The 21,122-nt window shown below is 69.2% G+C and carries 20 protein-coding genes; 12 read left to right on the top strand and 8 right to left on the bottom strand.

Going from position 1 to position 21,122, the window contains the following annotated elements; all coding sequences use genetic code 11:
* The first annotated feature begins 14 nt into the window (after positions 1–14).
* Genes gpmI through ACFFU4_RS16445 form a run of 3 tightly spaced genes read left to right on the top strand, consistent with a single transcriptional unit; the run spans position 15 to position 4,024 of the window.
* A complete protein-coding gene (gpmI, locus tag ACFFU4_RS16455; protein WP_377070939.1) occupies positions 15–1,529 on the top strand; it encodes a 2,3-bisphosphoglycerate-independent phosphoglycerate mutase in 1,515 nt (504 codons plus the stop codon).
* Positions 1,526–2,677: a murein hydrolase activator EnvC family protein gene (locus ACFFU4_RS16450; protein WP_377070938.1), complete on the top strand. Its 1,152-nt coding sequence runs from the start codon at positions 1,526–1,528 to the stop codon at positions 2,675–2,677. Before gpmI ends, ACFFU4_RS16450 begins: the two co-directional genes overlap by 4 nt.
* A gap of 3 nt (positions 2,678–2,680) precedes the next feature.
* Positions 2,681–4,024 carry a S41 family peptidase gene (locus tag ACFFU4_RS16445; protein WP_377070937.1) on the top strand — a complete coding sequence of 448 codons (1,344 nt, stop codon included), beginning with the start codon at positions 2,681–2,683 and terminating at the stop codon, positions 4,022–4,024.
* A 552-nt stretch (positions 4,025–4,576) separates the two neighbouring features.
* Here ACFFU4_RS16445 and ACFFU4_RS16440 read toward each other — a convergent pair.
* From ACFFU4_RS16440 to ACFFU4_RS16420, 5 genes are all read right to left on the bottom strand, one after another.
* A complete protein-coding gene (locus ACFFU4_RS16440) occupies positions 4,577–5,191 on the bottom strand; it encodes a hypothetical protein (RefSeq protein WP_377070936.1) in 615 nt (204 codons plus the stop codon).
* Positions 5,192–5,215: 24 nt separating this feature from the next.
* Positions 5,216–5,350, bottom strand: coding sequence for an aa3-type cytochrome c oxidase subunit IV (locus ACFFU4_RS16435; RefSeq protein ID WP_377070935.1), 135 nt, complete (start codon positions 5,348–5,350; stop codon positions 5,216–5,218).
* Between the two features lie 91 nt (positions 5,351–5,441).
* Positions 5,442–5,894, bottom strand: a complete 453-nt coding sequence (locus tag ACFFU4_RS16430) for a DUF6173 family protein (RefSeq protein WP_377070934.1) — start codon at positions 5,892–5,894, stop codon at positions 5,442–5,444.
* A 16-nt stretch (positions 5,895–5,910) separates the two neighbouring features.
* Positions 5,911–6,954 (bottom strand): MBL fold metallo-hydrolase, encoded by a 1,044-nt coding sequence (locus ACFFU4_RS16425; protein WP_377070933.1) that lies wholly within the window; start codon positions 6,952–6,954, stop codon positions 5,911–5,913.
* Positions 6,954–8,672: an acyl-CoA dehydrogenase gene (locus tag ACFFU4_RS16420; RefSeq protein WP_377070932.1), complete on the bottom strand. Its 1,719-nt coding sequence runs from the start codon at positions 8,670–8,672 to the stop codon at positions 6,954–6,956. Before ACFFU4_RS16420 ends, ACFFU4_RS16425 begins: the two co-directional genes overlap by 1 nt.
* A gap of 129 nt (positions 8,673–8,801) precedes the next feature.
* Between ACFFU4_RS16420 and ACFFU4_RS16415 the strand changes: the two genes are divergently transcribed.
* Entirely contained in the window at positions 8,802–9,749 is a 948-nt protein-coding gene (locus ACFFU4_RS16415) for an L-threonylcarbamoyladenylate synthase (RefSeq protein ID WP_377070931.1), read from the top strand.
* 358 nt (positions 9,750–10,107) lie between these two features.
* Here ACFFU4_RS16415 and ACFFU4_RS16410 read toward each other — a convergent pair whose 3' ends face one another.
* Together ACFFU4_RS16410 and ACFFU4_RS16405 are read right to left on the bottom strand one after the other, a co-directional pair.
* A complete protein-coding gene (locus tag ACFFU4_RS16410; protein WP_377070930.1) occupies positions 10,108–10,434 on the bottom strand; it encodes a branched-chain amino acid transport AzlD family protein in 327 nt (108 codons plus the stop codon).
* A complete protein-coding gene (locus ACFFU4_RS16405; RefSeq protein ID WP_377070929.1) occupies positions 10,431–11,150 on the bottom strand; it encodes an AzlC family ABC transporter permease in 720 nt (239 codons plus the stop codon). The genes ACFFU4_RS16410 and ACFFU4_RS16405 overlap by 4 nt, the downstream gene beginning before the upstream one ends.
* A gap of 55 nt (positions 11,151–11,205) precedes the next feature.
* Here ACFFU4_RS16405 and ACFFU4_RS16400 point away from each other — a divergent pair, with 55 nt between their 5' ends.
* From ACFFU4_RS16400 to ACFFU4_RS16380, 5 genes are read left to right on the top strand one after another with little or no spacing between them, the layout of a single operon-like run.
* Positions 11,206–12,096 carry a formate dehydrogenase accessory sulfurtransferase FdhD gene (locus ACFFU4_RS16400; protein ID WP_377070928.1) on the top strand — a complete coding sequence of 297 codons (891 nt, stop codon included), beginning with the start codon at positions 11,206–11,208 and terminating at the stop codon, positions 12,094–12,096.
* The gene (mobA, locus tag ACFFU4_RS16395; RefSeq protein ID WP_377070927.1) at positions 12,093–12,725 is read left to right on the top strand and encodes a molybdenum cofactor guanylyltransferase MobA; all 633 of its coding nucleotides are present in this window, start codon (positions 12,093–12,095) and stop codon (positions 12,723–12,725) included. The genes ACFFU4_RS16400 and mobA overlap by 4 nt, the downstream gene beginning before the upstream one ends.
* Entirely contained in the window at positions 12,722–13,213 is a 492-nt protein-coding gene (gene mobB, locus ACFFU4_RS16390) for a molybdopterin-guanine dinucleotide biosynthesis protein B (protein WP_377070926.1), read from the top strand. The genes mobA and mobB overlap by 4 nt, the downstream gene beginning before the upstream one ends.
* Positions 13,210–15,318 (top strand): molybdopterin-binding protein, encoded by a 2,109-nt coding sequence (locus tag ACFFU4_RS16385; RefSeq protein WP_377070925.1) that lies wholly within the window; start codon positions 13,210–13,212, stop codon positions 15,316–15,318. Before mobB ends, ACFFU4_RS16385 begins: the two co-directional genes overlap by 4 nt.
* Positions 15,315–16,259, top strand: a complete 945-nt coding sequence (locus ACFFU4_RS16380) for an NAD(P)H-binding protein (RefSeq protein WP_377070924.1) — start codon at positions 15,315–15,317, stop codon at positions 16,257–16,259. Before ACFFU4_RS16385 ends, ACFFU4_RS16380 begins: the two co-directional genes overlap by 4 nt.
* A gap of 72 nt (positions 16,260–16,331) precedes the next feature.
* Here ACFFU4_RS16380 and ACFFU4_RS16375 read toward each other — a convergent pair whose 3' ends face one another.
* A complete protein-coding gene (locus tag ACFFU4_RS16375) occupies positions 16,332–17,102 on the bottom strand; it encodes a DeoR/GlpR family DNA-binding transcription regulator (protein WP_377070923.1) in 771 nt (256 codons plus the stop codon).
* A 181-nt stretch (positions 17,103–17,283) separates the two neighbouring features.
* Between ACFFU4_RS16375 and glpD the strand changes: the two genes are divergently transcribed.
* The 3 genes from glpD to ACFFU4_RS16360 are packed head-to-tail and all read left to right on the top strand — an operon-like array spanning position 17,284 to position 21,065.
* The gene (gene glpD / locus ACFFU4_RS16370) at positions 17,284–18,897 is read left to right on the top strand and encodes a glycerol-3-phosphate dehydrogenase (protein WP_377070921.1); all 1,614 of its coding nucleotides are present in this window, start codon (positions 17,284–17,286) and stop codon (positions 18,895–18,897) included.
* Positions 18,894–19,982: an ABC transporter ATP-binding protein gene (locus ACFFU4_RS16365; RefSeq protein WP_377070920.1), complete on the top strand. Its 1,089-nt coding sequence runs from the start codon at positions 18,894–18,896 to the stop codon at positions 19,980–19,982. The genes glpD and ACFFU4_RS16365 overlap by 4 nt, the downstream gene beginning before the upstream one ends.
* A gap of 9 nt (positions 19,983–19,991) precedes the next feature.
* Entirely contained in the window at positions 19,992–21,065 is a 1,074-nt protein-coding gene (locus ACFFU4_RS16360) for an ABC transporter ATP-binding protein (protein ID WP_377070919.1), read from the top strand.
* The last annotated feature ends 57 nt before the right edge of the window (positions 21,066–21,122 follow it).

The following is a 21,122-nucleotide window of genomic DNA, read 5'->3' as shown; positions in this document are numbered from 1 at the left end:
CACCCGGAGAGACCATGCCCAAACCCGTCGTCCTGTGCATTCTCGATGGCTGGGGCCTGAGCGAGCGGCCCGAGGCCAACGCGCCGCACCTCGCCAAGACGCCCAACATGGACCGGCTGATGGCGGAGTGTCCGAACGCGACGCTGATCACCCATGGCCCCGACGTGGGCCTGCCCCGTGGGCAGATGGGCAATTCCGAAGTGGGCCACACCAATATCGGCGCGGGCCGGGTGGTGGCGATGGATCTCGGGCAGATCGACCTTGCCATCGAGGATGGCAGCTTTGCCGCCAACGACGCGCTGGGCCGGTTCATCGACCGGCTGAAGGAGACGGGCGGGACGGCGCACCTGCTGGGGCTGGTTTCGGATGGCGGCGTGCACGGGCATATCGCGCATATCGCCGCGGCGTCGCGGGTGATCCATGACGCGGGCGTGCCGGTGGTGCTGCACGCCGTGACCGACGGGCGCGACGTGGCCCCGAAATCGGCGCGTACCCACCTGGCCAACCTGTCCGAGATGCTGCCCGACGGCGTGCGCATCGTCACCGTGACCGGGCGCTATTTCGCGATGGACCGCGACAACCGCTGGGACCGGGTGCAGGAGGCCCATGACGCGATCACCGCTGGCAAGGGGCTGCGCGCGTCCGACCCGCGCATGGCGGTGACCAATGCCTATGCGCGCTCGGAAACCGACGAGTTCATCACCGCCACGGCGATCGGCGGCTATGGCGGCGTGGCGGCGGGCGATGGCCTCTTCTGCCTCAATTTCCGGGCCGACCGGGCGCGGGAGATACTGCAGGCGCTGGCCGATCCGTCCTTTGACGCCTTCGCGCGCGGGGTGGTGCCCGACTGGGCCGCGACGCTGGGCATGGTGGAATATTCCGAGGCGCATAACGCGTGGTTCGACACGGTGTTTCCTCCGCGCGACATCCCCAACACCCTTGCCGAATGGGTGAGCCGCGCGGGGCTGCGGCAATTCCATATCGCCGAGACCGAGAAATATCCGCATGTCACCTTTTTCCTCAATGGCGGGCGCGAGACGCCCGAGCGCGGCGAGGATCGCTACATGGCGGCCTCGCCCAGGGTGGCGACCTATGACCTGCAACCCGAGATGTCGGCAGACGAGGTGACCGATCACCTCGTCGAGGCCATCGGCGACGGTTATGACCTGATCGTGGTCAACTATGCCAACCCCGACATGGTGGGCCATACCGGCGATCTGGAGGCGGCGATGGTGGCCTGCGCGGCGGTGGATCGCGGCCTTGGCCGCGTGCTGGCGGCGCTGGAGCGCGCGGGCGGCGCGATGATCGTGACCGCCGATCACGGCAATTGCGAGGTGATGGTCGATCCCGCAACCGGCGGGCCGCACACCGCGCACACGCTCAACCCGGTGCCGGTGATCCTCGTCGGCGGGCCCGGGGGCGCGCGGCTGCGCGACGGCGGGCGGCTGGCCGATCTCGCGCCCACGGTGCTGGCGCTGATGGGGCTGCCGCAGCCCGACGAGATGACCGGCGAGAGCCTGCTGGCATGAGGGCGCGGGTGGCCTGCCTCCTGGTGTCGCTGCTGCTGTCGGGCCCGGCGGCGGCGCGGGATGCGGCAGACCCGGCCGCGCAGGCGCGCGCCGCGGCGCAGGCGCTCGATGCGGCGGCGGCGGCACTGGCCGACGCGGACGGCGCGCGCAACCGCGTCAAGGCGCTGACCCGGGTGATCCGCGCCTACGAGGAGGGGCTGGAGGCAATGCGCGCGGGCGTGCGCCGCGCGGCCCTGCGCGAGGAAGCGCTGGCCGCCGAACTGCGCAGCCGCGAGGACGAGATCGCGCAGCTTCTGGGTGTTTTGCAGTCCATGGGCCGCGCGCCCGTGCCGGTGCTGATGCTGCACCCCTCGGGGCCCGTGGGCACGGCGCGGGCGGGTATGATCGTGTCGGAGGTGGCCCCGGCGCTCGACGCGCGCGCGGCGGAGTTGCGCGCGCGTGTGCAGGACATCGCGGTGCTGCGCGCGTTGCAGCAAAGCGCGGCGGGCACGCTGGAGGAGGGGCTGCGCGGCGTGCAGGAGGCGCGGGTGCGCCTGAGCAAGGCGATCGCCGCACGCACCGACCTGCCGCGCCGCTTTACCGAGGACCCGGTCAGCACCGCGCTGCTCATCGCCTCGACCGAGACGCTGGAGGGTTTTGCCAGCGGTCTGAGCGACATCGCGGTGGACGAGGCGCCGGGCAGCCTGCCAGAGATCGGCCCGCGCAAGGGCAGCCTGCCGCTGCCGGTCGAGGGGGTGATCCTGCACCGCGCGGGTGAAGCCGACGCCGCCGGGATCGCCCGGCCCGGTATCGTGGTGGCGACGCGCCCGCGCGCGCTGGTGACCACGCCGGTTCCGGCGACGGTGCGCTATCGCGGCCCCTTGCTCGACTACGGAAATGTGATCATTCTGGAGCCGCAGGCCGGGGTGCTTCTGGTGTTCGCCGGGCTCGGCACGGTCTACGGTCGCACGGGCGAGGTACTGCCCGGTGGCAGCCCCGTGGGCCTGATGGGCGGGCACGGGGCGGACGACGACCTGCTGGCCGCCAATTCGGGCGGGTCCGGCGGCGAAACAGGTGCCGGACTCGGGCAGACGCTCTATATCGAGCTGCGTCAAGACAATTCACCGGTGGACCCGCTCAAGTGGTTCGCGACCGACAAGGAAGGCTGAGACATGAAGAAAATCCTGATGGCCACGACCGTGGGGCTCCTCTCGGGCACCGTGATGACGACGCAGGTCGCGGCACCGCTGCTCGCGCAGGAAAACGACGGGGCGGGCAGCGTCTATGAACAGCTCGACCTGTTCGGCGATATTTTCGAGCGTGTGCGCGCGCAATATGTAGAGGAGGTCGACACCAGCGAGCTGATCGAGGCGGCGATCAACGGCATGCTCACCTCGCTCGATCCGCATTCCAGCTATCTGTCGCCCGATGACGCCGAGAACATGCAGGTGCAGACGCGCGGCGAGTTCGGCGGCCTCGGCATCGAGGTCACGCAGGAGGACGGCTTCGTCAAGGTGGTCTCGCCGATGGACGGCACGCCCGCCGATCAGGCGGGGATCGAGGCGGGCGATTTCATCACCCATGTCGATGGCGAGAGCATGCTCGGCCTCACGCTCAACGAGGCGGTGGACATGATGCGCGGGCCGGTGGGCAGCGAGATCGTCATCACCGTGGTGCGCGAGGGCGAGCCCGAGCCGTTCGACGTGTCGATCATCCGCGACACGATCGAGTTGACGGCGGTACGTGCGCGCACCGAACGCGACGCCGTGGTGCTTCGGGTCACCACTTTCAACGACAACACCTATCCCAATCTCGAAAGCGGCCTGCAGGAGCAGATCGAGGCGCAGGGCGGGATGGACAAGATCAGCGGCATCGTGCTCGACCTGCGCAACAATCCCGGCGGCTTGCTCACCCAGGCGATCAAGGTCTCGGACGCGTTCCTCGAAAAGGGCGAGATCGTCTCGACCCGGGGCCGCGAGGTGCAGGACGGCGAGCGGTTCAACGCCACGGCGGGCGATCTGGCCGAGGGCAAGCCGATCGTCGTGCTGATCAATGGCGGCTCGGCCTCGGCCTCGGAAATTGTCGCCGGCGCGCTGCAGGATCATCGCCGCGCTATCGTGGTGGGCACCAAGAGCTTTGGCAAGGGCTCGGTGCAGACGGTGATGCCGCTGCGGGGCGGCGGGGCGATGCGGCTGACGACCTCGCGCTACTACACGCCCTCGGGCCGGTCGATCCAGGCGCTGGGCGTCAGCCCCGATATCGTGGTGGCCCAGCCAGCGCGCCGCCCGCAGGCCGAGGAGGACGAGGCGCAGACCAACCGTCCCACCCGCTCGGAGGCCGATCTGCGCGGACGGCTGAACAATGACAGCCTCAGCGAGGACGAGCTCAAGCAGATCGAGGAAGAGCGTCAGCGGGCTCAGGAGGTCTCTCGCCTGCGTGAGGAGGATTACCAGATGGCATATGCCGTGGACATCCTGCGCGGCCTGTCGGTGATGGGGCGCAACGGGACGGAGTGACGCTTGCGCTGTGGACACATGAGGCCCCGTCCGCGTGAAGCGGGCGGGGTTTTGCGTGGCGGGGGCGAGCCGTGAGCGGCTGGATAATGTCGCCTGGACGTTGGTCGCGTATGGCCTGAAGGGAACGTTCGCCTCCTGCCCCGCGCGGAATCAGGCGTGCTTGCACGCCGCCGCGCGATCGCCAGCCCGCCCGACAGGGCTGGCGATTGGGTGACGTTGGCGCAAAGCTCTGATCTCTCTCGGGAACCCCGACATAAAGCGCGATAGACCAGGCCTTGCATCGCCATCCCGCGGGCTGGCGCTCGCGCGGCTCATCACCGGATAGGTCAACGACCGCTCCAGGCCGATCGTGTTGAAAAGCCGGTATCCCGCCGAAGATGGGCATCTTGGCAGAACATCGTCCCGCGGGGGGTCATATTCCCAAATACGTTTCGCGGAATGGCGGTCTGGGCGAGCGTTATTCCAGGATTTGGAGACGGTTTCCGGATTGCGGAGTTCTTCAACACAATCGGCCAACCACGTCGTCCCGAACCCGGACCCTCCGCCCCCGCCCTATTGCGCGGCTGCGCGCTCCGGGTCCCAGGCGGCGAGCACCCCGGAATTGTCGTCGCTGTCGTACTCGTAGAGCGTTTCCTCGGTCACGCCGGGGATCTGCGCGAAATCGTCGGCGGTCTTGCGCGGGAACCACGAGGTGCGCACCCGGCCGGGAAACAGCTCTCCGAGGATGCGCGAGCTCGCCAGCGAGCATTGCGCCGAGGGGACCGGGCCGTTGGCTTCGATCAGCGCGATCGCGCGCGCGGCCATCTCCGGCGACACGTCGAGCCGCTGGATGCGTACATGGTAGGTCTTGCGTGCGTGGTAGCGGGTATAGACGTCCGCCACCGCAGGCGTGATGCCGTAGAGCACGTCATCGCGTTCGGGCAGGTGGCGACCGGAGTTGAAGGTCCCGGCAGGATCGAAGATCACCCGCTGCGGGCCGTTGATCATCAGCGCGGAATGCGCGCCCGCGCCGCTGTGATTGTTGATCATCGTGTACACGGTGAGCCTCGGCGGCCCGTCATGGCGGTAGGCGGCGCGCGTCACCTCCTCCATCGGCGAGCGGACCGATTCAGCGGCACAGCCCGCCAGCATGAGCGCGGCGCCGAGCGCCAGAAGGATCGCGCGCATCCTGCCCCCCTGTCCGGTTGCCGGTCAGCCGTTGACCATCGCGAGGAAGATCAGGAAGACGGCGATGCCGACGACCGACCAAACGGTCATCCTGACGAAGCCCTCGAAGGTCTTTTCCTGAACGGTGGTGTCCATCTCGCCATGCTTGTGCTCTGCCATGTCCTGCGGTCCTCTTGTCGTTTGGGTTCCGGGTCGGGTGCGGATTACTGCATTTCCGGCGCGCTGTCACGCGCCAAGACGCGGGCGGGTCTTATTCGCCTTCAAGATCCTGCGCGAGGCGGAATCCGATGCGCGTGGGCGGGGCCTCCTCAACCTGCTTGGGCAGCGCGCGCAGCATCACCGAGAGCTGGCTCACGTGCTGCACGAGCTGCGTGCGCATCCCCATCCGGTCCTGGCCGTAGAAGGTGACGATATCGGGATCGAAATAGCCCATCCCCTCGATGCGGATGGTGCCCGCGTCGGACCCGGCAAAGCCCATCGCCACCTCGTGTGCCTCGTCGAGCGTTTCCTCGAAGTTACGGATGTAGAGGATCAGCCGCTCATAGGCCCAGCGGGCGGCGCTCTTGTCCTCTGCGGGGGCGTTGCAAAGCTTGTTCGCGGCGGTTTCGATGCCGGGCCGGCCGGGATCGGCGTGTACCTCGTGGGCGCGCGGCATGGCGGCTGCCTCGGCATGTTCGGCGGTGGTCTCGATACGGTCGATCACTGGCACGCCCCTCCGGTCACTGGTCCCCGACCTGCCAGAGCCACGCACCATCCGCGCGCCGCCAGCGGGTCACCTCGCCAGCGTGCATCAGGTGGTTGAGATGCGCAACGGATTCCACCAGCGCGAGACCGTAGGTGCCCGCCGTCACCTCGCGCCGGAACAGCAGCGGAAAGCAGTCGGCGGCGGTGCGCGGCACGGTCAGGAAGGCGCGCAGCCGGTCGAGCGCGGCGTGGTGGTTGCCGGCCAGTTGCCGCAGCCGCAGCGGCAGCCCGGTAAAGGGCAGCTTGTGGCCCGGCAGCACGAGGTGGTCGTCGCGGGCATGCGCCGCCAGCCGGTCGCAGGCGGTGAGCCAGTCCGACAGCGGGTCGGCCTCGGGCTCGGTCGGGTAGACGCCGATATTGGGGCTGATGCCGGGCAGGATCTGGTCGCCCGCGATCACCAGCGCGTCGTCGCGGCTCCAGAGGGTCAGGTGGTCGGGCGCGTGGCCGCCGCCGAACCGCACATCCCAGTCGCGCCCGCCCGCGCGGATCACCGCGCCGTCGGTCACGCGGGTGTAGCCCACAGGGAGCGGCGCGCAGGTGTCGGCGAAATTGTAGGGGCGCTCCTGCGCGCGCGTCTCGAACACCTGCGCGTCCATGCCGCCCGCGCGGGAAAACGCCAGCGCCTGCGGCGTGGGCCGCTCCTCGACGTCGAGGATCAGCATCCGCGCCATCAGCCAGCTCGTGCGCGAGGCCCAGAGCGCGGCACCGAACCGCTCCATCAGCCAGCCCGCCATGCCGATATGATCGGGGTGGTGGTGGGTGAGGATCACGCGGCCCACCGGCCTGCCCTGCAACGGGCCTGCGAGGATCGTCTCCCACAGCGCCACGGCGCGGCGCGAGTGGATGCCGGTATCGACGATGGTCCAGCTATCGCCCTCGTCGAGCGCGTAGATGTTGACATGGTCGAGTACCATCGGCAGCGGCAGGCGCAGCCACAGCACGCCCGGGGCGACCTCGGTGGCGGTGCCCTCGGGCGGCGGTGTGTCCCACGGGTGGCGGATGATCTCTGCCCCGTCCATCAGGCCGCGAAATCCGACGGTGTGAGCGCGTAGAGATCGCCCGCCCCGGCGGTGGCATGGGCGAAATGGCCCGCGTGCTCGGGCAGCAGGCGCGTGATGTAGAACCGCGCGAGGCGCGTGCGCGCGCCGTCGCCGCCCTCGGCCTGCGCCGCCGCGAGGTGGTAATGCCCGCCCAGCACGCGGGCAAAGCCGCGCAGGTACGGCATGGCCCCGGCAAAGCGTTCGGTCATGTCGGATTGCGCGAGCATCCAGTCGGTCGCCTCGCGCAGGCTCTCGGTGGCCTGCCAGACCGGCCCGGCGAGGTCGGGAAGCGCGGCGCGCGCCGCCTCTGCCTGCGCCTCGATCTCGTCGATGAGGGCAAAGGCGGCCTCGCCCCCGTCGGCAAGCTTGCGGCCCACGAGGTCCATCGCCTGGATGCCGTTGGTGCCCTCGTAGATCGCCGTCACGCGCACGTCGCGCAGGTACTGCGCGGCACCCGTCTCTTCGATATAGCCCATGCCGCCGTGAAGCTGCACGCCGGTATTGGCGACGCTGATCCCGGTCTCGGTGCCGAATACCTTGGCAATGGGCGTGAGAAGCGCCGCGCGGGCGCGCCAGTGATCCGCGCCGGTCGCGGTCTCCATGTCGGTGGCCTTGGCGCAGGCCAGCGCGATGGCCCGCGCGGCGAAGGTCTCGGCGCGCATCTGCGCCAGCATCCGGCGCACGTTGGCGTGCTCGATGATGGTGCCGCTGCCATCCCCGACCGGGGTGCGGCCCTGGCGGCGCTCCTGCGCGTAGGCGAGCGCGTGCTGGAACGCGCCCTCGGCCGCGCCCACACCCTGGCCGCCGACGCCGAGGCGGGCGTTGTTCATCATGGTGAACATCGCCCGCATGCCGTTATGCGGCTCGCCCACCAGCCAGCCGGTGGCACCGTCATACTGCATCACGCAGGTGGGGCTGCCGTGCAGGCCCATCTTGTGCTCGAGGCTGACCACCGACAGGCTGTTCTGCGTGCCGGGGGCACCGCCTTCATCGGGGATGAACCTGGGCACCAGAAACAGGCTGATCCCCTTGGTGCCGGGCACCCCGTCGGGCAGGCGTGCAAGCACGAGATGGCAGACATTTTCGGTGAAATCGTTGTCGCCCCAGGAGATGTAGATCTTCTGCCCGGTGATGGCGTAGGTGCCGTCATCATTGGGCTCGGCGCGGGTGCGCAGCGCGCCCACGTCCGATCCGGCCTGCGATTCGGTCAGGTTCATGGTGCCGGACCACTCGCCGCTCACCAGCTTTGGCAGGTAGAGCGCCTTCAACTCGTCGGAGGCATGATGCTCCAGCGCCTCGATTTGTCCTTGTGTCATCAGGGGCGCGAGTTGCAGCGACAGGCACGCCGCCGCCATCATCTCGTTGACGGCGGTGGTCAGCATCATCGGCAGGCCCATGCCGCCATGAGCCGGGTCGGCGCTGATCGCGATCCAGCCGCCTGTCGCGATGGCGCGGTAGCCGTCGTCGAAGCCGGGCGAGGTGCGCACGACACCGTTTTCCAGCCGCGCGGGATGCAGGTCGCCCGCGCGTTGCAGGGGGGCCAGCACCTCCTCGCACATGCGCCCCGCCTCGGTCAGGATGGCCGTGGTCATGTCCGGTGTCGCCTCGGCGAAACGGTCCGTCGCCGCCAGTTCTTGCAGGCCGATCACATGTTCGAACAGAAAGCGGTAATCCTCGATCGGGGCGCGATAGGGCATTGCACTCATCCTTTCCATCCTGCCGGCGCGGCTTGGCAAGCGGGCCGGGGAGCTGTATTCAGCCACTTTCTGCCGAGGGTAGCCACTGGCACCGTGGCAGCAAGCGAAACGCCGCGTCAGAGGGTCTGGATGCCAAATGCAACCGAGGTATTGCAAGCCGATGCGCGCGGATTTGATCGTGCCGCCGCGATCTGGCGCGACGGCGGGCTCGTGGCCTTTCCGACCGAGACGGTCTATGGCCTCGGTGCGGACGCGCGCGACGACGCGGCGGTGGCGCGGATTTTCGAGGCCAAGGGGCGGCCCCGCTTCAACCCGCTGATCGTGCATGTCGAGAGCGCCGCGCGCGCGCGCGATTTCGCGGAGTGGTCCGACGCGGCGGAGATCGTGGCCAGCGCCTTCTGGCCCGGGCCCCTGACGCTGGTCTTGCCATTGCGAGAGGGCGCGGGGCTGTCGCCGCTGGTCACCGCCGGTTTGCCGACGCTGGCGGTGCGGGTGCCCGCGCACCCGGTGGCGCGGGCGCTGCTGACGGCGTTCGGCGGGCCGGTGGCCGCGCCCTCGGCCAACCCCTCGGGCCGGATCAGCCCGACGGAGGCGGCGCATGTGATGGCGGGCCTTGCCGGGCGGATCGCGGCGGTGGTGGATGGCGGGGCCTGCCCTGTGGGGGTGGAATCGACCATCCTCGGGCTGGCGGGGGTGCCGGTGCTGCTGCGCCCCGGCGGCGTGCCGGTCGAGGCGCTGGAGGCGGCGCTGGGCGGCCCGGTGGCGCGGCGCGACGAGGCTGACGCGCTGAGCGCGCCGGGTCAGATGGGCTCGCATTACGCACCGGGGGCGCGGGTAAGGCTCGGGGCCGTGGAGCGGCGGCCGGGCGAGGCGATGCTGGGCTTTGGTGCGGTGGCGGGCGATCTGACGCTCTCGGAGACGGGCGATCTGGTGGAGGCGGCGGCGAACCTCTTTCACCATCTCCACGCGCTCGACGCGACCGGGGCGGTCGGGATCGCCGTGGCCCCCATCCCCGAGCGGGGCCTTGGCCGGGCGATCAACGACCGGCTGCGCCGCGCAGCGGCCCCGCGGGCTTAGGGGGGCGGCGCTCTCGGAGGGAGAGGTTTGGCCTGTTGCGGTCGTTGGGTGCTTGGTCCCGGCGCGGAATCAAGGCCGAAGGCCGCCGCGCCATCGCATGTCCGCCCCCCGGACAGGCGATTTGGCCAAGCCAGCGCGCCGATCGCATGTTTTGCGGGTATGGAGGGATAAAGTGCACTGAAAAGACCGTCGGATCGCCTGCCCGCGGACATGCGATGGCGCGGCTCACTCGAACGTCCCCGTCGGGCCATCCGCGCCCCATGCTCCCGCAGGGTCTTGCGGGCGTAGGGGGCGCTGCCCCCGTCGCGCATCCGCGCGACTCCCCCGGAGTATTTTCACCAAAGAGAAGCCGGGGCCGTCAGCCCAGCAAGGCGAGACCTGCAAAAAGCGTAATCGCGCCGCCCGAGATGGCGAGGATCACGTTGCGCGTGGTGTAGCCGAGGCCGAGTGTGACAAGCGCGGCGGCCATGCGCGGAGCGTCGAGCGTGCCCCCCGTGGCGGCGGGCCAGACCACCAGCGGCGCGACGAGGCCGGGCAGCACCGCTACCGCCGTGTAGCGCAGGTGCCGCAGCAGCCACGCGGGCAGCGGGCGGTCGCCGATCAGCCCGAGAAAGACGAAGCGCAGCGCGAAGGTGCCCGCGCCCAGCGCGGCGATGAAGAGCCAGAGGGCGGGGCCGTCGATCATGCCCGGCCCTCCTTGCGGCGTTCGAGCAGCACCTCGGCTTGCGCGCCCGCCATCATGCCCGCGATCCCCGCCAGCAGAAGCCCGAGGTTGAAGGGCAGCCACGCCAGTACCAGCGCCAGCGTCACCGACACCAGCGCCGCCACCACGTGGGCGGGCGTGCGCAGCATCGGGCCGATCATCGCGAGAAAGGTGATGGGCAGAGCGAAATCCAGCGGCAGACCGCTGGGCACCGCGTTGCCGACGAGCGCGCCGACGAGGGTGAACACGTACCACAACGGGCAGATCGGCGTGACCACGCCGAAGAAATAGGCCAGGCGCTCGGGCACCGACCAGTGCGGCTCCTGCTCGAATTTCACCACTGCGCAGGCATAGCTCTGATCGACGGTGAAATAGGCGGCGACGGCGCGCTGCCACAGCGGTGCCGCGCCGAGCCACGGGGTCAGCGAGGCCGAGTACATCGCCATGCGCAGGTTGACCGCAAGCGCCGAGACGAGCGCGATGAGCGTGGGCGCGTTGTCGGTCAGCAGTTGCAGCGCCGCGAACTGCGCCGCGCCCGCGATCACCAGCACCGAAAACGCCATGGTCTCGGCAATGTGCAGCCCCGCCTCGGTGCCCACGACGCCGAACAGCATCGAGAACGGCACGATCACGAGGATGAACGGCGCGCCGTCGCGCACGCCTTGCCAATAGGGCGAATTGGTGCTTTGGCTGGACACTGTCGGGGGTGCTCCGGGATCGTTGCGCCCGTGGCCTAGCGGATGCAGGGAGGAGATGCAATTGACCACCCAAGGCGATGTTTCCGACTACCTTATCGCCCCCGATCCCGGCGCGGCGCGGCTCACCCGCGCGGTCGAGGGGGTGGATCACGAGGGTAATCCCGCGCGCATCCCGGTGGTCGAGGAACGTCCCCTGACGATCTTTCTCAACGGCCAGGAGATCGTGACGGCGATGACGATCGGCGATTACCCCGAATATCTGGCGCTGGGGTTTCTGCGCAATCAGGGGATGCTGGCGACGGGCGAGGCGGTGCGCGGCGTCGATTTCGACGAGGACCTTGAGACGGTGGTGGTGCGCACCGACGGGCAGACCACCTATGAGGAAAAGCTGAAGAAGAAGACGCGGACGAGTGGCTGCGCCGTGGGCACCGTGTTCGGCGACATGATGGAGGGGCTGGAGGGCGTGCGCCTGCCCGAGGTGGAGGTGAAGACCTCGGACCTCTATGCCCTGGCGGCCAGGATCAACCGCACCCCGTCGCTCTACCTCGAGGCCGGGGCGATCCATGGCACGGTGCTGTGCCAGGGCGCGCGGCCGCTGGTCTACATGGAGGATGTGGGCCGGCACAATGCCGTGGACAAGATCGCGGGATGGATGTTTTCCGAGGGCGTTTCGGCGGGCGACAAGACGCTCTACACCACCGGGCGGCTGACCTCGGAAATGGTGATCAAGACCGCGCTTATGGGCATTCCGGTGCTGGCCTCGCGCTCGGGCTTTACCGCCTGGGGGGTGGAGATCGCGCGTCAGGTGGGGCTGACGCTGATCGGCCGGATGCGCGGGCGGCGGTTCGTCTGCCTGAGCGGGGAGGAGCGGGTGTTGCGCGATGCCGATCCGGCAAGCGTGGCGGAGGAAAGCCCCAAGCACCGCCGCAAGAGTGCCGACGGATGAGCGTGCCTCTCGGGGTGATCCTCGCCGGTGGACAGGCGACGCGGATGGGCGGCGGCGACAAGGGGCTGTTGCCGTTGGGCGAGGGGGTGATCCTCGATCGTGTGATTGCGCGGCTGGCGCCGCAGGTGGCGGCGGTGGCGCTCAATGCCAATGGCGATCCGGCGCGGTTTGCGGGGTTTGGTCTGACCGTTCTGCCCGATCCGATTGCAGACTATCCCGGACCGCTGGCGGGGGTTCTCGCCGGGCTCGACTGGGCGGCGGGCGAGGGCGCGGAGACCATCGTGACCGTGGCCGCCGACACGCCGTTCTTCCCGCGTGACCTGGTGGCGCGGTTGGCATTGGCGGCGGAGGGCATGGCGCATCCGCTGGTGCTGGCCGCCACGCCGCGCGGCGCGGAAGAGACCAAATCCATGAGCAGTGGCGGGCAGGTGCGCCATCCTACCTTCGGGCTCTGGCCGGTGGCGCTGCGCGACGATCTGCGCGAGGGCCTCAAGGACGGGCTGCGCAAGATCGTGCTGTGGACCGACCGGCATGGCGGGCGCGAGGCGCTCTTTGATGACGGGGATGCGTTTTTCAACGTCAACACGCCCGAGGACCTGGCCCTCGCGCAACGGAGGGCCGGGGCATGAGATTATACGGCGTGACCGGCTGGAAGAACGCCGGCAAGACCGGGTTGATGGAGCGGCTGGTGGCGGAGATCGCCGGGCGGGGGGTCAGCGTCTCGACCGTCAAGCACGCGCATCACAGCTTTGACGTGGATCATCCGGGCAAGGACAGCCACCGGCACCGGGTTGCGGGGGCGCGCGAGGTGCTGCTCGCGTCGCGCAACCGCTTTGCCCTGATGCACGAATTGCGCGAGGCGGGCGAGCCGACGCTGGAGGAGCTGCTGCAAAGGCTGAGCCCGGTCGATCTGGTGCTGGTCGAGGGTTACAAACGCGACCGCCACCCCAAGATCGAGGCGTTCCGCGCCGAGACGGGCCATGCGCTCATTGCCCCCGGCGATCCGACGATCCGCGCGGTGGCGAGCGACGTGGCGCTCGATCTCGACCGGCCGGTCTTCGATCTGGACGACACGCGCGGGATCGCGGATTTCATATTGGCAGAGGTGGGGCTGTGACGGGATTCGATACAGTAGCGATGCTCGACTGGTCGGGCGGCAACGATACCGGGCCGCGCCCGTGCCGGGATGCGATCTGGTTGGGGATTACCCGCGACGGGACGGATGAGGCCCCGCGCTACCTGCGCAACCGGGCAGAGGCCGAAGCGGCGCTTGCAAGCCTGATCGAGGAAGAGGGCGCGGCGGGGCGCAGGCTGCTGATCGGGGTGGATTTTCCGTTCGGCTTTCCGGCGGGGTTCGCGCAGGAACTGACCGGGGCCGACACGCCCTTTGCGGTCTGGGACTGGCTGGAAACGGTGATCGAGGACGCGCCCGAGGGCAATAATCGCTTTGACGTGGCGGGCGAGATCAACGGGCGGTTCCCCGGCGTGGGGCCGTTCTGGTTCAACGGGCTGCGGCGCGACATTGCCGACCTGCCGCGCAAGGATACGCGCGCGGGGCACGGCATGCCCGAGCGGCGCGTGGCGGATGCACAGGCGCCGGGCAGCTTTACCTGCTGGCAGATGGGCGGTGCCGGGGCCGTGGGCGGGCAGGTGCTGACCGGGTTGCCGGTGCTCAACCGGTTGCGGCGCATGTTCTACGGGCAGGTGGCGGTGTGGCCGTTCGAGGTGCTGGACAAGCCCGTGGCGGTTGTCGAAATCTGGCCGGGCTTGATCAATGCCGCCGTAAAACGCGCCGAGGCGGCGGGCGGCATTCGCGACGCCCATCAGGTGCGGTTGCTGGCGCGTGCGCTGGCGCGGGTGCCTGACGACCGGCTGGCCGAGATGCTGGCGGTGGATGCGCCCGAGGAGGGCTGGATTCTGGGCCTGGGGCATGAAGAGGAATTGATGACCGCCTGCGACGACAGGCTGAAGCCGCCGCCCCTGCGCGACGACTGTTTCGCGCTGCCCGCCGGGGTGGACTGGACGCCGGTGGAGGATGCGCTCGCCCTGCTGCGCGACCGGCTGCGCGCGGTGGTGGGGCAGGAGGTCTTGCCGCTTGGGGACGCCGCCGGGCGCGTGCTGGCCGCGCCGGTGACGGCGCGGCGGGCGAATCCGCCGCAGGCGAATACGGCAGTGGATGGCTATGGCTTTGCCCATGCGTCGCTGACCGAGGGCGATCAGGTCTTGTCGTTGGTCGAGGGCCGCGCAGCGGCGGGGGTGCCTTATCCGGGTGCGGTGCCGCCGGGGCATGCGGTGCGGGTGCTGACCGGGGCGGCCCTGCCCGAGGGGGTCGATACCGTGATCCTGCAGGAGGATGTGACCGTCGGCGAGGGGCGCATCGCGTTTCGCGGCGGGCTCAAGCCCGGGGCCAACACGAGGCGCGCGGGCGAGGATGTGGAGGCGGGCGCGCGTATATTGGAGGCGGGCCGCGTCCTGACGCCCGCCGACCTGGCGCTCTGCGCGGCTGTGGGGCTGGACGATCTGCCGGTGTTCGAGCGGTTGCGCGTGGCGGTGATCTCTACCGGCGACGAGCTGGTCGAGCCGGGAGAGGACGCGCGCGCGGGGCAGATTTATGATGCCAACCGCCCCATGCTGACCGCCCTGGTGCGGCAGATGGGGTATGATGCCGTTGACCTTGGTCGGGTGTCCGACGACCGCGCCATCCTGCGCGCCGCGTTCGACCGGGGCGCGGCCGAGGCGGATGCGATCCTGACCTCCGGCGGGGCATCGTCGGGGGACGAGGATCACGTTTCGGCATTGCTGAACGAGGCGGGGGCGATGGCGGAATGGCGGATTGCGCTCAAGCCGGGGCGGCCTCTGGCTCTGGGCATGTGGGGCGGCGTGCCGGTCTTTGGCCTGCCGGGCAACCCGGTCGCGGCCCTCGTTTGCACGCTGATCTTCGCGCGGCCCGCGATGGCGGTGCTGTCGGGCGCGGAATGGCGCGAACCGCTGGGCTTTGACGTGCCCGCCGCGTTCGGGAAACGCAAGAAGCCGGGCCGCCGCGAATACCTGCGCGCGCGCATCCGGGACGGTCGCGCCGAGGTGTTCCAATCCGAGGGCTCGGGCCGGATAAGCGGGCTGAGCTGGGCCGAGGGGTTGGTGGAACTGCCCGATGGGCCTGCGGAAATCCGGCCCGGCGACGCGGTGCGATACATCCCCTTCGGCAGCTTTCCGGGCCCATGATGCGGCTCCTCGTTCTCGGGGCGACGGGCACCATCGGACGGGCGGTGGTGGCGGCGGCGCTGGAGGCGGGGTACGCGGTGGACTGCGTGCTGCGCGCCCGTCACGCGGGTGGCGGGCATGGGCTGCCGGAGGGCGCGCGGCTGCATTTCGGCACCGTGGCGCAGGCGCTGGAGGCGGGCGGCGCGCGGGTGGTGATCTGCTGCATGGCGTCGCGGACGGGGGCGCCGACGGATGCCTGGGCGGTGGATCACGCGGCCACGGCGGCGGCGATCGGGGATGCGCGCGCGGGCGGCGCGGCGCATTTCGTTCTGCTCTCGGCCATTTGCGTGCAGCGCCCGAAACTGGAGGTTCAGCGCGCGAAGCTTGCGGTTGAGGCGGAGCTTGCCGCCTCGGGGTTGCGCTATTCCATCGTCCGCCCGACCGCCTATTTCAAATCGCTCTCGGGGCAGCTTGGCCGCCTGCGGGCGGGCAAGCCGTTCCTGCTGTTCGGCGACGGGCGGGGGACGGCGTGCAAGCCGATAAGCGACGGCGACCTTGCGCACTACATGCTGGGCTGTCTCGACGATCCGGCGCGGTGGAACCGGGTGCTGCCCATCGGCGGGCCCGGGCCCGCGATCACGCCGCTGGAGCAGGGCGGGATGCTGTTTCGCGCGCTGGGGCTGGAGCCGCATTACCGCCACGTGCCGCTGCGGCTGATGGACGGGATCGTGGCGGGGCTGGCCCTCGGCGGGCGGATCAGCGCGGGCCTTGCCGCAAAGGCGGATCTGGCGCGGATCGGGCGGTATTATGCCACCGAGTCGATGCTGGTGCTGGACCCGGAGACCGGGCGCTATGACGCCGAGGCCACGCCGGAGACGGGGTACGAGACGCTGGAGGCGTTCTACCGGCGGCTGGTGCGCGGCGAGGCGAGCGTCGCGCTGGGGGCGCATTCGGTGTTCTGAAGGCGGGGGCGCTGCCCCCGTCGCCTGGCGGCGACTCCCCCGGGAGTATTTTCACCAAGAAGAAGCGGCGGGTCAGTTGCCGGGCGGGCTGACATGGACATGGGTGCCCCATGTCGTGCAGGCGTCGGCAAGGGCGGCGGGCAGGGGCGCGTCGGTGAAGACGTGATCGACATCGCGGATCGAGCCGATGCGCACCGGTGCGCTGCGCTGGAACTTCGAATGGTCGGCCACGAGCATCACCTCGCGCGAGCGTTTCAGCAGGGTCTGGCCGACGACCACCTCCTGGATGTCGAAATCGAGCATGTCGCCGTCCTCGCCGAGCGCCGAGCAGCCGAGGATGGCGTGGTCGAACTTGAAATTCTCGATGGCGCGCGCGGTGAGATGGCCGACGAGCCCGTTGTCGGAGCGCCGCAGGGCACCCCCGGCGAGCACGATCTCGCAGTCGGGGTTGGCCAGAAGGGTGCGGGCCACGTTCATGTTGTTGGTCACCACCATCAGGTCGCGGTGGTCGAGCAGCGCCTGCGCCACCGCTTCGGTGGTGGTGCCGATGTCGAGAAACAGCGAGGTCGCCTCGGGGATGGCCGCCGCACAGGCGCGCCCGATCGCCGTCTTGGCCGCCTCGTTGAGGCGGCGGCGTTCCTCGTAGAGGATGTTGCTGACGCCCGAGGGCAGGATCGCGCCGCCGTGGACGCGTTCGAGCTTGCCCGCGTTGGCAAGCTCGGTCAGGTCGCGGCGGATGGTCTGGACGGTGACGTTGAAGCGAAGCGCGAGGTCCTCGACCATGACCTTGCCCTCGGCGCGGGCGATCTCGAGGATATCGGGCTGGCGGAACGATTGCGACATTGGCGGACCTCGCTGGCTGGGTGTTCGATTATGTTCGTTTTTCGGCTGGCCGCAAGGATGGACTGACCGCTGCGCTCGGATCTGTCACCACCGGGATTTTCTAATAAGGAGCAGAAACGAACATTCGTTGTTGACTGATAGGGGGAATTGCTGTTTCGTTTGTTTTCACGCAAGGGAGGGCGTGCGCGTGGAGGACACTGGCGGCGATATCGTCGATCTTTTCGTCATCGGTGGCGGGATCAATGGCTGCGGCATCGCGCGCGACGCCGCCGGGCGCGGGCTTTCGGTCGAGCTGGCCGAGATGCACGACCTCGCTTCGGCCACCTCCTCTGCGTCGACCAAGCTGTTCCATGGCGGGCTGCGCTATCTGGAGTATTTCGAGTTCCGGCTGGTACGCGAGGCGCTGATCGAGCGCGAGACGCTGCTGAGGGCGATGCCGCATATCTCGTGGCCGATGCGCTTCGTGCTGCCGTATCACCGCGATATGCGCTTCGAGGGCGAGACGCCGACCTCGCGCATTCTCAACGCGGTGATGCCGTGGATGAAGGGGCGGCGTCCCGCCTGGCTGATCCGGCTGGGGCTGTTTCTCTACGATCATCTGGGTGGGCGCGAGATCCTGCCGGGCACGGAGACGCTCGACCTGATGCAGGCCCCGGAGGGGCGGCCCCTGAAGGACAAGTTCGCCCGCGCCTTCGAGTATTCCGATTGCTGGATCGAGGACAGCCGCCTCGTGGTGCTGAACGCGCGCGACGCCGAGACGCGCGGTGCGCGTATCCGGGTGCGCACCCGCGTCGCCGGGGCCGAGTGCCGGGACGGGCTGTGGCATGTCCGGCTGAAGGATACCGATACCGGCGAGGTCGACACGGTGTGTGCGCGCGCGCTTGTCAATGCGGGCGGGCCGTGGGTGAGCGATGTCATTACCGGGGTGCTGCGGCTCAATTCGTCCGAGGGGGTGCGGCTGGTGCGCGGCAGCCATATCGTGACCCGAAAGCTCTATGACCACGACAAGTGCTATTTCTTTCAAGGTGCCGACGGGCGGATCGTCTTTGCCATTCCCTACGAGGGCGAATTCACCCTGATCGGCACCACCGATGCCGAGCATCACGACCCCGACAAGGCACCCGAATGCACCCCCGAGGAGGCGGCGTATCTGTGCCGGTTTGCCAGCGAGTATTTCGCGCGGCCCGTGACCGAGGCGGATATCGTCTGGAGCTATTCCGGGGTGCGTCCGCTCTATGATGACGGGGCGAAATCGGCCACGGCGGCGACGCGCGACTATGTGCTGTCGCTCGACGAGAGCGGCGGCGCGCCGCTGCTGAACGTCTTTGGCGGCAAGATCACCACCTACCGGCGGCTGGCGGAATCGGCGCTGGCGCGGCTGGCACCGCATTTCCCGCAAGCAGGCGGGGACTGGACCGCCGGGGTGCCGCTGCCGGGCGGGGACTTCGCCGTTGACGGGGTCGGGGCGCTGGTCGAAACTCTGCGGGCGCGGTACCCGTTCCTGGAGGCGGGGCATGCGCTGCGGCTGGTGCGCGCCTATGGCACCGAGGCCGTGCAGGTATTGGGCGATGCAGGCGAGGCGACCGGGATGGGCCGCGATTTCGGTGCGACGCTGACCGAGGCGGAGGTGCGCTGGCAGATGAGTCGCGAACATGCGCGCGAGGCCGCGGACGTGGTCTGGCGGCGCACGCGGCTGGGGCTGAAGATGACCGACGATCAGATTGCCGCGCTCGACGACTGGATGCGCGCCGCGCGCGTGTCCGGCGCGACGGCGAAGGGGAGGGCCGAGGCGTGACGCTGACACTCGATGGCATATCCAAGGTCGTGGATGGCGAGGTGCATATCCATCCCGCCGACCTGACGCTCGCGCCCGGCACGATGAACGTGCTGCTGGGCCCGACGCTGGCGGGCAAGACCTCGCTCATGCGGCTGATGGCGGGGCTCGATGCGCCCGCCACGGGGCGGGTCCTGTGGCAGGGGCAGGATGTGACCGGGATGCGGGTGCAGGACCGCGCGGTGGCGATGGTCTATCAGCAATTCATCAACTACCCGTCGATGAGTGTCTATGACAACATCGCTTCGCCCTTGCGCCTGCAGGGCAAGGGCAAGGGCGAGATCGACCGGTTGGTGCGCGAGACGGCAGGGATGCTGAAGCTCACCCCGATGCTCGACCGCAAGCCGCTGGAACTGTCGGGCGGGCAGCAGCAGCGCTGCGCGCTGGCGCGGGCGCTGGTGAAGGGGGCGGGGCTGGTGCTGCTGGACGAGCCTCTGGCCAATCTCGATTACAAGCTGCGCGAGGAATTGCGTCTGGAAATCCCGCGGATATTCGAGGAATCCGGCGCGATCTTTGTCTATGCCACGACCGAGCCGGAAGAGGCGCTGCTGCTGGGCGGCAACACGGCGACGCTGTGGGAGGGGCGGATCACGCAGTTCGGGCCGACGCCGGAGGTTTATCGCCGGCCCGCCGATGCCACCACCGCGCGGGTGTTTTCCGACCCGCCGATGAATTTCCTGACCGCGACCAAGCGCGGCGACCGGCTGGTGTTCGGCGACGGGCAGGAGGTGCCCGCGATGGGCGCGCTCAAGGCGCTCGGGGACGGTGCGTATCAGATGGGATTCCGGCCCAACCATCTCGAGATCGAGCGCCACGGCGAGGAGGTGATGGGCTTTGACGCGACGCTGAGCGTGACCGAGATCACCGGGTCGGAGACCTTTGTGCATCTCGACCATCACGGCGCGCGCTGGGTTGGCCTGATCCACGGGGTGCGCGACCTGGAGATCGGAACCGGCTTGCGGGTCTGGCTCGATCCCGCGCATGTCTATGTGTTCGGGTCCGATGGCGCGCTGGTGGCGCCCGCGTCCTATGCGCAGGCGGCCTGAGGGGGGGAAATGGCAAAGATCACGCTCGACAATCTCGCGCACAGCTACCTGCCCGCGCCCAAGGGCGAGGAAGACTGGGCGCTCAAGGAACTCAACCATGTCTGGGGCGATGGCGAGGCCTATGCGCTGCTGGGCGCGTCGGGCTGTGGCAAGTCCACGCTGCTCAACATCATCTCGGGGCTGCTGCACCCGTCGCAGGGGCGCATCCTGTTCAATGATGCGGATGTGACCGGTCAGCCCACGGCGGCCCGCAACATCGCGCAGGTGTTTCAGTTTCCGGTGGTCTACGACACCATGACGGTGCGCGAGAACCTGGCCTTTCCGCTCAAGAACCGGGGCGCGGAGGCGGGCTATATTGCCACGCGCGTGCAGGCCATCGCGCAGATGATCGACATGGAGGACACGCTCGACCGCAAGGCGCGGGGGCTGACGGCGGATGCCAAGCAGAAGATCAGCCTCGGGCGCGGGATGGTGCGCGAGGATGTCAACGCGCTGCTCTTCGACGAGCCGCTGACGGTGATCGACCCGCACATGAAATGGGAGTTGCGCACGCAACTGAAGGCGCTGCACCACGAGTTCGGGCACACGATGATCTATGTCACCCACGACCAGACCGAGGCGCTGACATTCGCCGACAAGGTGGTGGTGATGCATGACGGACGGGTGGTGCAGGTGGGCACGCCCGAGGAGTTGTTCGAGCGGCCGGCGCATACCTTCGTGGGGTATTTCATCGGCAGCCCGGGGATGAACCTTCTTGATGCCGAGGTGGCGGGCAAGGTGGCGCGGGTGGCGGGGCACGAGGTGCCGCTCGGCGGCGCGTATGACCCGCCGGGCGGGCGTGTGCAGATCGGCGTGCGGCCCGAATTCGTCTCGCTCGGTGATGCCGGGCTGCCGGTGACGGTGACGCGCATCGAGGATGTCGGCCGCCACCGTATCGCGCGGCTGGATTTCGAGGGCTCGGCTCTCAACGCGCTGTTGCCCGAGGGCGTGCCGGTGCCCGGCGACGGCGTGCGCGCGCGCTTTGAGCCGGGTGCTGTCAGTGTCTATGTCGATGACTGGCGCGTGACGCCCGGTGTAGCGTGACAGCGAAGTTTACAGTGTTTTACAGCGAAGATTGCAGCAACCGATTTTTGCTCTGAG

It is taken from the genome of Roseovarius ramblicola, assembly GCF_042430665.1.
Classification (GTDB): Bacteria; Pseudomonadota; Alphaproteobacteria; order Rhodobacterales; family Rhodobacteraceae; genus Roseovarius; species Roseovarius ramblicola.
Note: the sequence above shows the minus strand (reverse complement) of the source record. Positions and strands in the feature narration are given on the sequence as shown.